Here is a 13,947-nt window from a genome sequence, read left to right as displayed (position 1 = left end):
AGAAGCATGTGACATTATTGTCACACGCCTGTAATTCTCTGAAAGTCGTTCTCCCGGGGAAAGGTAAGCGTAAATATACTCCCTTCTCCGGGTACAGATGCCGCATGAATGCTGATCAGCAGCGGCTCTGCCACCTGCCGGGTCAGATAGAGTCCCATTCCGGTGGCTGCACCATCCTGGCGCCCGCGCGATGACGTGAAGCCTTTGTCATAGATCCGCGGCAGATCCCTAGGGTCAATCCCCTGCCCGCTGTCTTCTATGGTAAGCACGGTATGGCCGTCCTTTTCACCACTCCTGATGAGGATATCGGAGACTTCGCTGTATTTCACAGCATTCGTGAGCAGCTGTCTGAGCATGAAGGCCAGCCATTTGCCGTCAGTCAGCACCTCTTCCACCTCAAGTTCCACATCAAAACCGATTCCCTTGGAGATACACCATGACTTCAGCGCCCGGATTTCCTTATTAAGAACCGGCTCCAGACTGATATTCTCTATGAACAGATCATTGCGCATAAAAGGAATCCGTTTCTGATGAAGCTGCTGGTCAAGCAGATGATGAATCCGCAGCCATTCGTACATGAGCTGTCTTTGCAGGGTTTCATCCGGCAGCCGCTCTATCATTAGCTGCATGGCAGTGAGCGGCGTCTTAACCTCATGAATCCAGGACAGCAGGTCATCCTTCTCAGACTCCAGCAGCTGGTAATTGACGGAGGATTCCCGCTTGTACCTGTCGGTCTGGGCGATAACCGCCTCATGGACGATCCGCTCCAGCGGACTGCCGGGCTCAATCACAGCATGAAGGTCATAGATCTGATCCCAGGCTTCCAGGCTCCTGTAGAATCTGGTTTCTTTGGAATATCTCAGGAATACGAACGCGAGACATAGCAGCACATTCAGCAGCACAATGTACAGTACCGGCAGCAACGGGATAGCAGCATCAACATAGGCCACGAATATAATAATGAGCTGCAGGACGGCAAGCAGCAGCAGCCAGCTCCGCTTCTCGGTTATGTATTTCCTTATCATTCTGCCGCCTCTTCGGTCGCCATATACCCCTGCCCGACCTTGGTCTCAATGAAAGAATCCAGTCCCAGCGGTTCAAGCTTTTTGCGCAGCCGGTTTACATTTACGGTCAGGGTATTGTCACTCACGAAATGCTCATTGTCCCATAAGCTCTTAATCATCTCTTCACGGTCAACGATGCTGTCCTTGCGCTCCACTAATATTTTGAGAATCAGCATCTCATTCTTCGTCAGCAGAGCTGCCCCCTGATTGTTAGTGACCGTATTCTTCACGAATTCAATCGCTGCCCCGCGCCAGGTCTTCAGCTCTGTACGTTCGGTGCTATAATTGTAGACCCGGCGGAGCGTGGCCTGAATTTTGGCAATCAGCACTTCGAAGTGAAACGGCTTCTGGATGAAGTCATCCGCTCCCAGCTGCATGGACATGACCATATCACTCGGATGATCGCGGGAGGAGAGGAAGATAATCGGCACATTGGAGTGAGCCCGCAGAATCCGGCACCAGTGGAATCCGTCGAACTGCGGCAGCTGAATATCAATCACCACCAGATCCGGCTTCACCTCCGTAAATTCCTGCAGAACCTTGCCGAAATTCGTGATCCCGTATACCTCATACGACCACTGGGACAGTCTTTCCTTGATCTCCCCGAACAGGGTGATGTCGTCTTCAATAAGCATGATTTTGAACAAAATGAACGCTCCTTCTGCAGATATTTCGTTATTCAAAGATCATTCTGACAACCCGGTGTGGAGCAATGCTGTTAATTACTGCGGTATCGCTCGAAATCATTGACTTCCAAATATCCTCAAACGTCAGATTGCTGTCATCCGTCAGCACAATAAACCTGCTGTCCTTCAGCGGGTTTCCCACCTGACCGGTAAGGCTCAACAAATGGGCGAAGGGCTCTTGCTTCTGAGACTCTGCGGTATTATCAAACAAATAATACTTCTTATCCTGAACGAACAGATCACAATAAAAAGGGCTCTCCGTTTCATCATCAAAAAAATTGGCAATGCGAATCCCGTTGTTACTGCCTTGAACTGCCGAATTCATAAACTTATCCCATACTTCCTGGCCTTCAGCCAGCTCACTGTTATGCAGTACTACATACCCAGCCGCAGCTGCCTCTTCCATTGTATAATCCCCGGGCAGTCCGGTGAAGCCTGTATAGAAACCTCTCATGTCCAGCGTCAGGGCAACTGTATGACCGGCAGCTTCACCTGCGGTATTATTTGTAATATCATCTGTTGCTTTACCCGTTGTATTCCCCGCTGCAGTAACCGCAGTAATATCAGCAGTCACACCAGCAGCATTATTAACGGTATTCCCCTCATTCTTGCAGCCTGCCAGCACACCCGCAGCACATATGACCACCAGTACACCTGTCATCATCTTAAGCCTCTTCATCCCCATTACTCCCCGCCGGAAATTGTAATTATTGGATAATTATACTTCACATTGATGAATTGACAAAGGCTTGGGCAAGTCTTAGAATACTAAATATATCTTGATTATCAAGATAATTGAATTCGAAGATATTTTTCGGACCGGGAGGGCTCATGAATGGCATCACTAATCTTATACGCTACCAAATCTGGAGCTTCAGAGCAATGCGCGTTCCTGCTGGCAGAATATATTCCCGGGAGCACGTTATGCAATCTGGAGTCAGAGAAGCCGGACATTGAGAAGTATGACCACATCATTCTGGGCGCGGGTGTACGCGACGGCAAGCTCTACAAGCCAGTCCGGGATTTCATCAAAAAAAACAAACCCGCCCTGCTGGACAAGCAGATGGGCTACTATATCTGCAATGAGAAGCCCAAGAAAACCGAAGAGATTATCACGGATAATATTCCTGAGGATCTAAGGCAGGCCTCTCTCTGTATTGAGTCTTTTGGCGGATATAAAGCCTATGCCGCTCCCGCAAAGGATGCGGATCAGCTCAAAGGAATTTTCGTGGAGAGAATCCGCACTTTTTCAGAACATTTCAAATAACCCGCTATGTCCCTCACTCATACTGTCTGCCGCTCAATCATGTTCAAATGAATCTCTTCATGGGCCCGGCCTCCGTCCACCGCCTGCAGGAAAGCCCTCCGGCCGATCTCCACCAGCGGAATCTCGAAGGTCGTGATATGCATCATCCGGGCGATCGGCTGATTGTCGAACCCTACAATGGCAAGCTGTCCCGGAACCTCAATCCCATTCTCCCGGCAAAAGGCCAGAATTCCCGCCGCCACCTGATCACTGGTAACCAGCAGTGCAGTTGGAGGGTCGTCCATCTTCAGAATCCGCTGCATAATCCATTCCCCGTCTTCCAACTGCACACAATCATAGAACATATAGTCATGGTTATAGGCTTCATTCCGGTTCATATAGAAGTCCCGGTAAGCTGCCTCCCTTAAATTGCTGTTGGGACTGGACTGCCTGGCCAGGCAATAGCCGATTTTGTGATGGCCTTTGCTCCGCAGATAGGTAAGCGCACGGGTGAAGCTCTGATAATGATCCATAAATATAGAAGAAACCTGATGTCCCCTGCCGTCCTCCAGGACAATAATAGGGCCGTACTGCGTATACTCCTCCACCGTCTCCCAGCTGCACGTCCGCGAACAGATAATCAGCGCATCAATCTGCTTCAGCTTCAGCATCATCAGTGCATCCAGCTCCCGCTCCGCTTCATAGTTGGACTGAATCAGCACCAGCTTGTAATTATCCTTGATAGCCTCATCCGCTATTCCTTCAACAACCATCCCGAAATACGGCCGCGTGATATAGGGAACGACCACCCCAATCAGATTCGTCCTTCCCCTGCTTAGATGTACTGCATTTATATTACGTTCATAATCGGCCGTCTCCATGGCCCGCAGAACGGCTTCCCGCTTCTCCGTGCTTACATAAGGATGACCGTTAAGAACCCGGGATACGGTTGTAACCGAGACACCGGCCAGCTTCGCAATATCTTTGATATTCGCCATAAATTCCACCTTCCCATGCTTGCTGCATACAGCCTGTACTTCTCTTAATCTTACCTCAAACCGCCGGAATGCGTTACATTCAGACCACAAATAAAGCATTTGACATGGAAGGCGTTTCATAGATTACAGTGGTTCTGTAATAGGGCGGAATCAGGGCTAAGTATTGTAAAAGAGGTGAGTAGAAGATGTACAACGAGGATACCGGGGCTGATCCAAAGAATCACCACCGGGACTTATGGGATACGTATGAGGCTCTGGCCGGATTCATGGGTGCTCAGCTGATTGAACACCCTTTTCCGCAGACTATGGGGTCTCTTGTTTCGCTTGAGCTGATGACCAAATTCCATACGTCATTGCTGGCAGAACGCCTGCTGCTGAATTCAGGCTTCTGCCATGAGGCTTATTGTATACTGCGCCTGATGCTTGAATACACGATTACCTTAAAATTCATTCTGCTCCTGCCTGAAGAAAGGGCCATGCGCTATTTGGATGACAACTCCGCAGCTTCCCGGCCGTTTGATTTCGACATTCCGCTGATGGCAGACGAAACCCATATGCAGGAGTGGCTACGAATCATTGAACACCCTCTTTCCGGCTGCTCCAGCCCGCTTGAAGCTGGAGATCTGCTGGCGAAATCCTGTGAGCTGACATCCCTTATGCTGGAAACCTGCCGGAATAAAGAAGATGAAAAAATAGATTGTTGATGTTCACATTCCCCTTCGTATGTCCGTACAAGAAGGGTAGTCAGCTTTGAACAGTCTCTTTCATCCATCTGGCGACCAGAGCGGCCAATTTCGCCCGCTTGAGCTCCAAATCCGTATTATCCGTAATCTTCACAACGGCCCTATCCCCCGTGATCCACTCCAGCAGTCCGGAAGTATCCGTGAACAAGGGTTCCGTGGCAGCTGCTTCCTTCACTTTCACACCGGTATGGAAGATCAGCCGGAAGCAGCCTTTCCCCTGCAAGTTCATGGTTACACGGTCTTGTCGGTTGAAGCAAAAACTCGGCGCATTCCACTTTATCTGCTCCGTGATGTCATCAGCTGCACTCAGGATTATCTTCCGTACTTCTTCAATCTCATCTTTAAGCGGATGCTCCAGCTCCTTCAGAAATAGGGCTACCTGTTCCGGTCCGGTCAGTTTCACAGTCTTGCTGCGACCAGCTGCGGGTTCTTTAGAGCTTGAGGCCATGGTTAGGCTCACCCTTTCATTATGGTTATCCTGAAACCATTCGCTTCACACCCTATAATTCCTTTATAGAACTCACCCTGCAAATATAGCAAAAAGCAGCGCCTCCCGCTAACAGGAGCTGCGCTGCTTGTATCATTCCCCCGCTGGCCAGCTACTACTGATTGTCTCTGCGCAGCCTTAAGGCAGGATCGTCGGTCTAATCACAAGCTCATTCACACTGGTATTCTCAGGTTCATTAATCGCATATACGATCGCTCTGGCAATACTGTAAGGAGATATTGCCATGCTGTTCATCTGGCCTGCCATCGCCCGGATTTCCGGACTGCTGATCGTGTGGGTCAGCTCTGTATCCGTCATCCCCGGCGAGATAATGGTCGAACGGATATGGGAGGCGGCTGATTCTTCCTGGCGCAGCCCTTCAGAGATGGCCCGGACAGCATATTTGGTGGCGCTGTATACCGCTGATGACGGACTCACGCTATAACCTGCTACCGAGGACAGGTTGATGATATGCCCCGACTGCTGCTCCCTCATAACCGGCAGAACGGCAGCGATGCCATACAGCACGCCTTTGATATTGACATCGATCATCTGATCCCATTCATGTACCTTCAGCTCCTGCAGCATGGATGCGGGCATTACCCCGGCGTTATTCACCAGTACATCAATACGTCCGAATTGCTGCAGGGCGAATCTTGCCAGCTTCTCCATCTCCTCCGCAGAAGTTACATCGGTCTGCAGATACACGGCATCACCGCCTTCCTGCACAATTTCACTGACAATGGTCTGCAGGCGCTCTGTTCTTCTGGCTGCCAAGACGAGCTTTGCGCCTGTTTGAGCTAGCAGCCGGGCTGCAGCTTCGCCTATACCGCTTGAAGCTCCCGTAATAATGATGACTTTGGATTGTTTATTTTCCACTTGTGACCTCTCCTTTATTCAACTTGTGTTGATTATCTGACTGGTGTTGATTATTATTATATAGAGAAGAGATGGTAATTCAATCGCTAATGTAAGCGGAAATGTCCTATATGCAACAAGTGCAGGCTATGTGTTCATTAACTGAAGGAGGTTCATCATCATGGGTACAGGAATCAAGACAGACAGACGGATTCTGAGAACAAGAGAAGCGATTAACAGAGCTTTTCTGGAGCTTTTTGGGGAGAAGGAGCTGGAACAAATCACGATCAACGATATCGCGGAACGGGCGAATGTGAACAGGGGAACGGTCTATCTGCATTACACCGACAAATATGATCTGCTCAACAGATGCATCGAGGATCACCTGGGCACAATGTTCTTGTCCTGTAATATGACGGGCTCTCCGGACGGCGATGCTGGTCTGATCAGCGAAATGAAGCCGATATTCCAGTATTTCGAACAGAATTTCCTCTTCTTCTCTGCGATGCTTGCCAATCCGCGGACCACTATATTCCGCGAACGTCTGCTGGAGATTGTCTCGGCGAATGTAATTCATAAGCTGGAGATGGAGAAGTCTGTTCCTGAAGGAATGGATAAACAGCTCATTGCCCATTTCATGGCCTCGGCCTTCGTGGGCACTGTCGAGTGGTGGATTCAGAACCGGATGCCGCATGCTCCGGAAGAGATGGCGCAGCAGGTTCGGAGCTTGTTTGAGGGTAATACCATGTATAGGGGGCATCAATAATCCCGCACCTCTTCCACTTGGGAAAGATGCGGGATTCGCAGCCGGGGACCAGGGCCTCCGGGTTAATCAATATGTACGCTGAATTAGACTAACTTATTCAGTTCAGTCAATAATGCCTGTTTCAGTTCTGCCAGCCTTTCCTCACTTGGTTTGCAGCTGTCTGCGTACATCGTTTCTCTGGGTGTCCACCAGACGGGATGTGCCGGATTCGGTTCCGTTAGCTGTCTCGGGAAAATATGCCAGTGCATATGCGAATCGCCGTTTCCCAGCAGCTCATAATTTAATTTGTGCGGCTTGAATGCCTTATACACCGCTTCTGCTGCGATGCTCATTTCGACCAGAAATTTCTGTTTGTAGCCGCTGTCCAGTTCATGCAGTTCGCGTTTATGTTCCTTACCCAGAAATAAAGTGTAGCCTTCGAAATATTGATGGTCTCCAAGCACCACATACCCTGTCTCGAGCTCGGCTACAAAGTACTTATTTGTGCCTTCTTTGATCATATTAATGCGGCTGCAAATCAAACATTCTTCCATATTGTGAAACCTCCCATAAGATAAGTAACAGTCCATTATCACCACTTATATAAGCTGAACTTAAAATGATGGCCAGCCGATAGACACCCCTCTTCCTGAGCAGGGTTTCGTCCATGCAACCAGTCAGATTCTTAAGTGGACCCTATATAGCAATAATTATTTATAAAATATCCCTAAATAATAACATTACAGATGTCGATAATATTAAAGCAATATAAATTCCTTAGAAAGGAAAATAAATATATTATTGAGATTTTAATACATAGGTCAAATATCATATAGTGAGTAGGAGGAATTATTTAGTATGAATATTACAAAAAAAGTATTTATCTCTTCCATTTTGGCTACCGGATTGTTATGCGGGGCTGTAGGGGTTTACGCTGCAGACGGGGTTTCGTTAGTACAAGCTTACCTTAATAGTACTATTAAGTTTACTGTGAATGGCGTTTCGTGGACTCCTAAAGATGCTAGTGGAAATAAACTCTCCCCTCTAGTATACAATGGTTCAACCTACCTTCCCGCCAAGGCAGTCGGTGAAGCAATGAATGCATCCGTTCTTTGGAATGCCGGTACTAAAACCGTTGCCATTACAACTACAGGAAGTGCCAGCGCCGGAGAACCTTATAATGATTCATCATCAGCTACGACTACACCAGTCACCAACGTACCAGTAACAACTGCTCCAGCAGCTACCGCCCCTGCCTCTCAGTCAAGCAGCCTTCCAAGTGGACTGCTCACCCTGCCTTATAATCATGATCTCACTGCAGTAGGCGAAAATAACAAATCGGTAGCATTAGCTTTTATCCAAGCTTACGGAAATGCCTTAACTTCCGGATCCAACTCAAGCTATAATGCTTTAATCGATAAATATGTGATTGACGATTTAAATGACTACGACATGGGCTACAAAAAAACATCGAAGGACAATGCAGCTAAATCGATTTCCGGGGTAGTAAAATTGAATGATAGTGGAGTTATTACGAAATATGCGGGTATTTTAAAAAGTGCCACACTTAGTGATGTAAAATTAGACACAACCTGGTCTGAAAAATATTCAACCTCTACTACATTGTGCTACAAAGTAGAATTACCCGGCTTCTTCATATCTTCATTCAGTGTCTTTTTTGAATTTGATATGGATAAAGAAACGAACACTTATTATCTTGTAGCAGTCAATATCTAAACTTCCAAATGAATAGAAGGTGTGCGGGTCCATGATGGCTTGCACACCTTTTTTGGATATACCCAAAAGAAATAGATGCTTCTCAAAAGTTTGGAAGGATGCCGCACCAAATGAATGTCTAAATAGCTCGCTCTTATTCGCTGACAACGATGAACTGGCGTTTCTTCCATTCGAAATCCGGCTCCGCCTGGAACCCGGAGAGGCTGATTTGCCGGTTAAGCTCCTTGCGGGGCAGCTCCCCGAATCGTCCGCCATCATCTGCAAAGCAGGAATACAGCTCGAATTGCTCCCCAGGAAGCAGGTTATCCCGCAGATAACGGAATAGCTCCGCCACGCATTTCCTGCCTGTTACAGCAGCACCGGGATAGGGCTCAGCCACTTCCGGAAACATTTGGAAGCTTCCCCCCTCAGGATTCACCTGATAGACCAGAGGCTTCTTGAACAGATGCGACGAATCCTCCTGTGTCAGCGGTCCGTAAACATACAGACCGGCAGCATCCTCCGCCGTCTCAAAGACCTCAATCATTTTCCCTTCCAGAGTACCGCTCTCCCTCATACCCTTCACTGGAAATTTGTCCAGGGCAGCAGGATCATTCTGCATCAAGTAATCCTTGAGCTTCATCATGGTCCCCCGCTGTCCGAAGGAGCCGGTAGGAAGCTCACGGTCAGCGGCAATATAATAAAATAAAGTCATCCGTGTTCTCCCCCTCTTTAACGCAAGCCGCCAAGTTTGCTCTGACTAATATACCGGAGTTCCGGACTACAATGCCTCTCGCGCGGGCAGCTGCAATAATGTACTATAGCCATTTCCCTGCCGGGTGTATATTCATGTGACTACTTCACCTGGAGGTCATCATGAATATCGTTTCTTTTATCATCTATTGTATTGTGGTAACCTTCACACCCGGCCCTACCAATATTGTGATTCTATCTTCCGTGCAGCATCACGGGGCCAGAAAAACAATGGGATACGTCGGCGGAGCCACTCTGGCGTTTGGACTGCTGCTTGCCGCCTCCGCCCTGCTGAACCGCATGCTTGCAGACATCATCCCGCATATTCTCGGCGTCATGCAGATCATCGGCAGCCTGTACATGCTCTACCTGGCTTACCAGGTCTACACTATGGGCCGTACCGAGGAGAATCCCCGGCAATCCTCCGGATTTGTCTCCGGTCTGGTGACGCAATTCGCCAATCCGAAGGTGCTGCTGTTCACGCTGACCGTTATCCCGGGTTACGTTATGCCTTATTATAGTTCACCCGCAGCAGCCTTCATCTTCGTTATGGTAATTACTGTAATAGGTTTTCTCGCATTCACTACCTGGGTCGTATTCGGCTCCATATTCAAGAGCTTTCTGCAGCGGCATCAGCGGGTGATGAATAGTATCATGGCACTTTTTCTAGTATACTCTGCTGTAATGGTATCCGGAATTTTATAGAGGACGGTGATTAAGGTGGAACAATTCAATTATAGAAAGTCTGCAGAGATTCTCGCCTTATCGGCCAGCATGACGGATTTCACTTACAAAAAGCATTGTCACGAAGAATATGCCCTGGGCGTAACACTGCGCGGAATCCAGCAATACCATCTGGCCGGCAGCCTGCACTCCTCCCATCCGGGCGGTGTCATGTTGTTTAACCCCGAACAGTATCACGACGGCAATTCCTATGATAGAGAAGGTATTGATTATGTCATGCTCTATATCAAGCCGGCCATGTTTGCAGAGATTCTGGGCAAGCAGGAACTGCGGTTCACCTCGCCTATCGTCTATGACAAGGAGCTGGCGCAATCCATCTGTTCCTTGAATCAAGCGGTCCAGAATGGCGCTGACAGCGCACTTTGCAGTGAACTGCTGCTTCAGCTGGCCCATCTGGCCGCCCACACCGAAATCGAAGCCGCCATGCGGACCGATAGTGCCTTTGTTCAGCAGGCCAAGGAAATGATGTACTACAGCCTCGGCCAAGTGCTTAAGCTTGATCACATCTCACAGGAGTTAGGCCTGTCCAAATACCAGTTCATCCGCGAGTTCAAATCACATACAGGCATCTCCCCTTACCAATTCTTCCTGAACTGCAAGGTTGAGCATGCGAGACAATCGATCGAAAAGACCAAAGATGTCTATTTCGCAGTAGCGGAATGCGGCTTCACAGACCTGACTCACCTGAACCGGCATTTCAAAAGTGTCTTCGGCCTTACAGCCTATGAATACATGTCCCAGCTGGCTTAATCCATATTCTTCTGCGCCCGCATAGCACTGTACCCTTGTCCACTTCTTATGTTACGGAATCCGCTCTGTTACTCTGCCGCCAGCACCTTCTCAAGCTGCTCCAGCACCATCGGCCACGCCTGCTCATGCTGGTCCCTGGACTCCTCATCCGGGAAACCGGCATGCGTCAAGCGAAGCAGGGTATCAGTACCCCGAGTCTCTAATTCAACCCGTACCACGGTTTCCGCCCCCTTCGTCCCTCCTGCACCGGTAACCCAGGTCATTTCCACCAGGCGGTCCTGCTCCAGACTCAGGAATCGCCCGTAATGCGGATAACGCTGGCCTTCATGACGTGCCTCGAAGAAGAACGGAGTATTCACGCTTCCCTCCATGGACACCGTTCCCGGCGCTGCAAACCAGCGGTCAAACTGCTTTGTCCAAGCCTTGTACAGGTCTTCTGGTGAGGCTGACAACAGGCGTTCCACACTCAGGTTATACGGCCTGGATGAAAGATCAGGTGCATTTACGGCCATAGCCATTGTAATCATCCCTCCCTATTCGATGTCTAGTTCTACAAAACGGTTTGTTAAGGCATTCAAATAATACAGTTTATTATCCACGATGTGGATATATAAAGTCTTGTCATCACCCAGCTTCTCACTGGTATAATCGGTTAGATTGAGCCGGTACAGCTTCTTGCTGTACTCTGAGTAATTGCTGAAGTACAGATAGTTTCCGCTCAGATTAATCTCTTTGCCATTCAGACCGGAAATTCGGGTTAATCCGGTTCCATCCAAGTTCATAGTATATAAATTCTCTTTGAAATTGAAGTACATAATATCGTCTTTCATCACTATATTAGTGATGTATCCGCCATCCAGCAGCTTCTTTTTGTGGCTGCCGTTCAGATCCATAACAAACAGCTTACTGAAGTCAATCGTATAGTAGATCTTTCCGCCATACACCGCCAGGCTGGATACCCCGTACTGTTCAAGCACCGTTCTGGAGCTGCCGTCGGTCTTCATCCGGTAGAGCGGCTTGTTCATCGAAGAGTTTCCCTGCGTGAAGTAGATCCAATCATCAGCAACCGTCACCAGGTTCTTCCCGATGGCAAAATCTCTAAGCATCGTCCGGTCCGAGCCGTCCGTATTCATGCTGAACAGCTTGTTGTTGTCGCCCGTATAATACAGCTTTCCGTCTACAAGATTAATATAAGCCGCATATTCGTCATCGCTGAGCTTCTGAAGTTCAGTACCCTCCTTCTTCTGTTTATAGAGCCTCCCCGAGTCTTGCGGATTATTGAAATATACCCATTCATTGTCTGTAGCGTACAAGCCCCCATTGTTCAGATTGCCCACCGAATTCCCGGTTATACCAGGACCTGCGGGTTGTACGGATTCTTCCTGCTTGATTGCTACCTGCCCGTTGGCATAGGTGACCGTTGCATCAAAAACCTCAGAAAGCACCCGGAGCGGCACCAGCATTCTTCCATTCACCAGTCTCGGAGCCGCGGCCAGCGTGAACGGCTGCTGATTCTTATAGGCTGCGGTCGAGCCCGCCGTTAGACTCAGCGTAATGGTTCCTTTGGAGATTATGATTGCTTTATTATTCCCCGGAACAATCATCCCGCCCAGCTCATCCGCCACGAAGCGGAGGGGAACATACACCGTACCCTGATCATTCACTGGCTGCACATCAAAATTCACCAGCTTCCCATTGACTGTAACCGTAACCCCCGGCTGATCCGCCGGAGCTGCGAAGCCTGTCCCCGCCCCCGTTAAACTCAGCAGCAGAGGGGCAATAACGAACCATTTTCTCAATGAACACACCTCTTTGAACTCAATTTCTGAACAAACAACTCTTATGTATTCTACACCCTTCTTCTTCATTCTTCCATAATATCAAAGGATCACCATCCCGAAGGTCAGCTTCCGCACACAATCTTCACTTTACAATTTCTTGTATATGGTTTATTTTAACATTAAGTATTCACTGAATGTTGTTGTATATTAGCCAATATTCAGTATTCAAATTAATTAACTGGAGGACATGATGAACCATTCTTTGCAGGAGACATTACTGAAGAATATCCGCTTTGCTTACAACGAAGCAGTCGAGCTTGTGATTTCCATGGGAATGCTTGCTTGTGAGGACCAGATCTCAGATTTGGCAGATGATTATAAAATCGAAGCAGATGAGCTGCTTGGAGCCTATCTTGATGATGCGCGCAAGCGGTTATCACCATTCTTTACCCGTGAGCTGCTGTTTTTTTTCCGTTATGACTTGCTTCATAATGCACTTGATTTCCCGTTGTATGAATCCATCTTCACTCATCGGGAAGTGCTAACTGCCGAGGCGTTGATTAACCGGCTGGATAACAGCCCTGCGGAGCATATCGTTGCAGAGATGGTCTACGGCGTCTACAACGATAACCTGGAAGCGCTACTCCAGGGCAACGACTGGGAGCTGGTCAAGAAGGATCTGAAGAAGCTCTCTGAACTGGTGACTGCAACAAAACCGCAGCCCGAGGTTGCTGAAGCCCATGCGCCGCTGCTTGAATGTCTCGCTAATCCGCAAGAGACCAAGCTGCGCTACCTGCAGCTATTGCGTCAATTCAATCAGGATGTCTTCATTCACTGGAAAGACCGGATCCGTGAGCTTTCTGAGCAGGCTTCCCGCAGGTATGAGGCTCAATTCCGCAGCAACCCTGAGGTTTTCATTCGTGAAATCCACAATAATGAACCTTCGCTGTTTGACTTCCCCGTCACCTTCCATGTCAGCTTTGTTTTCCAGGTGGCAAATGGCTTTTACAATTTCCACACCGATGCCGGGCAGGTCGGCTGGGTCATCTTCGGCATTAATAATGAACGGGTGCACGGACCCGCCGCTGACCGGGAGAAAACCGAACTGTTTCTCAAAGCCTTATCGGATAAGCGGCGGCTGGACTTCCTGCTGTTACTCAAGCAGCGTCCGCATTACGGCCAAGAGATTGCTGCAGCGCTAGGCATTACACCGGCTGCTGTGAAGTATCATTCCAACTTCCTGTTCTTTCTGGATCTGCTCGATGTCGAGCGGGTGGATCACCGGCTGTATTACGTGCTTAGAACCGATACTTTGCGCAATCTGCTGGCCTTGATGGCTAAAGTTATGCTGGACAAAGATCAATTCATGAGTTGAT

Annotated in this window: 17 protein-coding genes; 7 read left to right on the top strand and 10 right to left on the bottom strand. The window is 48.6% G+C overall.

The annotated features are described in order from the left end of the window. Positions 1–20 precede the first annotated feature (20 nt). Genes NSQ73_RS11230 through NSQ73_RS11220 form a run of 3 tightly spaced genes read right to left on the bottom strand, consistent with a single transcriptional unit; the run spans position 21 to position 2,429 of the window. Complete coding sequence (locus NSQ73_RS11230; protein ID WP_340986469.1) at positions 21–1,025, bottom strand: sensor histidine kinase; 1,005 nt, start codon at positions 1,023–1,025, stop codon at positions 21–23. Further along, complete coding sequence (locus tag NSQ73_RS11225) at positions 1,022–1,711, bottom strand: response regulator transcription factor (protein ID WP_076243259.1); 690 nt, start codon at positions 1,709–1,711, stop codon at positions 1,022–1,024. The genes NSQ73_RS11230 and NSQ73_RS11225 overlap by 4 nt, the downstream gene beginning before the upstream one ends. Before the next feature lie 28 nt (positions 1,712–1,739). After that, a complete protein-coding gene (locus tag NSQ73_RS11220) occupies positions 1,740–2,429 on the bottom strand; it encodes a hypothetical protein (protein WP_340986468.1) in 690 nt (229 codons plus the stop codon). Between the two features lie 156 nt (positions 2,430–2,585). On the opposite strand from NSQ73_RS11220, the gene NSQ73_RS11215 reads away from it, so the two are divergent. Further along, on the top strand, positions 2,586–3,017 hold the full coding sequence (locus tag NSQ73_RS11215) for a flavodoxin domain-containing protein (RefSeq protein ID WP_171716219.1): 432 nt from the start codon (positions 2,586–2,588) through the stop codon (positions 3,015–3,017). A 17-nt stretch (positions 3,018–3,034) separates the two neighbouring features. Here NSQ73_RS11215 and NSQ73_RS11210 read toward each other — a convergent pair whose 3' ends face one another. Further along, positions 3,035–3,994 (bottom strand): LacI family DNA-binding transcriptional regulator, encoded by a 960-nt coding sequence (locus NSQ73_RS11210; protein ID WP_340986467.1) that lies wholly within the window; start codon positions 3,992–3,994, stop codon positions 3,035–3,037. 185 nt (positions 3,995–4,179) lie between these two features. On the opposite strand from NSQ73_RS11210, the gene NSQ73_RS11205 reads away from it, so the two are divergent. Beyond that, positions 4,180–4,698, top strand: coding sequence for a hypothetical protein (locus NSQ73_RS11205; RefSeq protein WP_340986466.1), 519 nt, complete (start codon positions 4,180–4,182; stop codon positions 4,696–4,698). Between the two features lie 40 nt (positions 4,699–4,738). On the opposite strand, the gene NSQ73_RS11200 is transcribed toward NSQ73_RS11205, so the two are convergent. After that, positions 4,739–5,185: a DUF1801 domain-containing protein gene (locus NSQ73_RS11200; RefSeq protein WP_340986465.1), complete on the bottom strand. Its 447-nt coding sequence runs from the start codon at positions 5,183–5,185 to the stop codon at positions 4,739–4,741. Positions 5,186–5,362: 177 nt separating this feature from the next. Next, complete coding sequence (locus tag NSQ73_RS11195; RefSeq protein WP_340986464.1) at positions 5,363–6,103, bottom strand: SDR family oxidoreductase; 741 nt, start codon at positions 6,101–6,103, stop codon at positions 5,363–5,365. A gap of 160 nt (positions 6,104–6,263) precedes the next feature. On the opposite strand from NSQ73_RS11195, the gene NSQ73_RS11190 reads away from it, so the two are divergent. Next, complete coding sequence (locus NSQ73_RS11190) at positions 6,264–6,848, top strand: TetR/AcrR family transcriptional regulator (protein WP_340986463.1); 585 nt, start codon at positions 6,264–6,266, stop codon at positions 6,846–6,848. An 83-nt stretch (positions 6,849–6,931) separates the two neighbouring features. Here the strand turns inward: NSQ73_RS11190 and NSQ73_RS11185 are convergent, their stop codons facing one another. Continuing rightward, positions 6,932–7,381, bottom strand: a complete 450-nt coding sequence (locus NSQ73_RS11185) for an HIT family protein (RefSeq protein ID WP_340986462.1) — start codon at positions 7,379–7,381, stop codon at positions 6,932–6,934. A 304-nt stretch (positions 7,382–7,685) separates the two neighbouring features. Between NSQ73_RS11185 and NSQ73_RS11180 the strand changes: the two genes are divergently transcribed. Then, complete coding sequence (locus tag NSQ73_RS11180) at positions 7,686–8,564, top strand: stalk domain-containing protein (RefSeq protein WP_076243264.1); 879 nt, start codon at positions 7,686–7,688, stop codon at positions 8,562–8,564. Between the two features lie 133 nt (positions 8,565–8,697). Here the strand turns inward: NSQ73_RS11180 and NSQ73_RS11175 are convergent, their stop codons facing one another. Then, positions 8,698–9,258, bottom strand: coding sequence for a hypothetical protein (locus tag NSQ73_RS11175; protein WP_340986461.1), 561 nt, complete (start codon positions 9,256–9,258; stop codon positions 8,698–8,700). A gap of 161 nt (positions 9,259–9,419) precedes the next feature. Between NSQ73_RS11175 and NSQ73_RS11170 the strand changes: the two genes are divergently transcribed. Both NSQ73_RS11170 and NSQ73_RS11165 read left to right on the top strand, forming a co-directional pair. Further along, the gene (locus NSQ73_RS11170; RefSeq protein ID WP_340986460.1) at positions 9,420–10,001 is read left to right on the top strand and encodes a LysE family translocator; all 582 of its coding nucleotides are present in this window, start codon (positions 9,420–9,422) and stop codon (positions 9,999–10,001) included. 15 nt (positions 10,002–10,016) lie between these two features. Then, positions 10,017–10,790: an AraC family transcriptional regulator gene (locus NSQ73_RS11165; RefSeq protein WP_042141316.1), complete on the top strand. Its 774-nt coding sequence runs from the start codon at positions 10,017–10,019 to the stop codon at positions 10,788–10,790. 68 nt (positions 10,791–10,858) lie between these two features. Here NSQ73_RS11165 and NSQ73_RS11160 read toward each other — a convergent pair whose 3' ends face one another. Together NSQ73_RS11160 and NSQ73_RS11155 are read right to left on the bottom strand one after the other, a co-directional pair. Further along, positions 10,859–11,308 (bottom strand): SRPBCC family protein, encoded by a 450-nt coding sequence (locus tag NSQ73_RS11160; protein ID WP_340986459.1) that lies wholly within the window; start codon positions 11,306–11,308, stop codon positions 10,859–10,861. Positions 11,309–11,323: 15 nt separating this feature from the next. After that, complete coding sequence (locus tag NSQ73_RS11155) at positions 11,324–12,589, bottom strand: DUF5050 domain-containing protein (protein ID WP_340986458.1); 1,266 nt, start codon at positions 12,587–12,589, stop codon at positions 11,324–11,326. A 232-nt stretch (positions 12,590–12,821) separates the two neighbouring features. Between NSQ73_RS11155 and NSQ73_RS11150 the strand changes: the two genes are divergently transcribed. Beyond that, positions 12,822–13,946, top strand: coding sequence for an ArsR/SmtB family transcription factor (locus NSQ73_RS11150; protein WP_340986457.1), 1,125 nt, complete (start codon positions 12,822–12,824; stop codon positions 13,944–13,946). Position 13,947: the final 1 nt, after the last annotated feature.

Origin of the sequence: Paenibacillus sp. FSL R10-2736 (assembly GCF_038000245.1) — a bacterium.
GTDB classification, from domain to species: Bacteria; Bacillota; Bacilli; order Paenibacillales; family Paenibacillaceae; genus Paenibacillus_AQ; species Paenibacillus_AQ phytohabitans.
This window is presented reverse-complemented; position numbering and strand designations above follow the sequence as displayed.

Bases quoted from the DNA above. Each gene is read 5' to 3' on its own strand.
- NSQ73_RS11230 (WP_340986469.1), bottom strand. From the start codon at position 1,025: ATGATAAGGAAATACATAACCGAGAAGCGGAGCTGGCTGCTGCTGCTT.
- NSQ73_RS11220 (WP_340986468.1), bottom strand. From the start codon at position 2,429: ATGAAGAGGCTTAAGATGATGACAGGTGTACTGGTGGTCATATGTGCT.
- NSQ73_RS11215 (WP_171716219.1), top strand. From the start codon at position 2,586: ATGGCATCACTAATCTTATACGCTACCAAATCTGGAGCTTCAGAGCAA.
- NSQ73_RS11210 (WP_340986467.1), bottom strand. From the start codon at position 3,994: ATGGCGAATATCAAAGATATTGCGAAGCTGGCCGGTGTCTCGGTTACA.
- NSQ73_RS11205 (WP_340986466.1), top strand. From the start codon at position 4,180: ATGTACAACGAGGATACCGGGGCTGATCCAAAGAATCACCACCGGGAC.
- NSQ73_RS11200 (WP_340986465.1), bottom strand. From the start codon at position 5,185: ATGGCCTCAAGCTCTAAAGAACCCGCAGCTGGTCGCAGCAAGACTGTG.
- NSQ73_RS11190 (WP_340986463.1), top strand. From the start codon at position 6,264: ATGGGTACAGGAATCAAGACAGACAGACGGATTCTGAGAACAAGAGAA.
- NSQ73_RS11185 (WP_340986462.1), bottom strand. From the start codon at position 7,381: ATGGAAGAATGTTTGATTTGCAGCCGCATTAATATGATCAAAGAAGGC.
- NSQ73_RS11180 (WP_076243264.1), top strand. From the start codon at position 7,686: ATGAATATTACAAAAAAAGTATTTATCTCTTCCATTTTGGCTACCGGA.
- NSQ73_RS11175 (WP_340986461.1), bottom strand. From the start codon at position 9,258: ATGACTTTATTTTATTATATTGCCGCTGACCGTGAGCTTCCTACCGGC.
- NSQ73_RS11170 (WP_340986460.1), top strand. From the start codon at position 9,420: ATGAATATCGTTTCTTTTATCATCTATTGTATTGTGGTAACCTTCACA.
- NSQ73_RS11160 (WP_340986459.1), bottom strand. From the start codon at position 11,308: ATGGCTATGGCCGTAAATGCACCTGATCTTTCATCCAGGCCGTATAAC.
- NSQ73_RS11150 (WP_340986457.1), top strand. From the start codon at position 12,822: ATGAACCATTCTTTGCAGGAGACATTACTGAAGAATATCCGCTTTGCT.